Consider the following 245-nt stretch of genomic DNA (forward strand, 5'->3'; position numbering starts at 1 on the left):
TGACCGGGACCGCCCTGGCCGAAGCGCTTGAAGAACTCGCGCAGCTGCGGGGGCACCTGCTGCTGGCCGGGACCGTCGCCGTCGTCGTCCGAATCGGCGCTGTCGTCGAGCTTCACCTTCACGGCGACGACGCCGGGCTTCACCTTGTCGACGACGCTGGCGAAGGAGCCCGGCGGATGGTCGGGGGTCTCGATCGGGTTCTTGGAGAGGGACTGGGCGTAGGCGGGGACGGCCGGCTGGGTCAG

1 protein-coding gene is annotated in these 245 nt (G+C 70.6%); it reads right to left on the reverse strand.

The annotated features are described in order from the left end of the window. Positions 1-245 (reverse strand): hypothetical protein (locus tag CVH10_RS23365; protein ID WP_219925063.1); only part of this gene is annotated, 245 nt, incomplete at both ends.

Source organism: Halomonas sp. ND22Bw, from assembly GCF_003011945.1.
Lineage (GTDB): Bacteria > Pseudomonadota > Gammaproteobacteria > Pseudomonadales > Halomonadaceae > Halomonas > Halomonas halophila.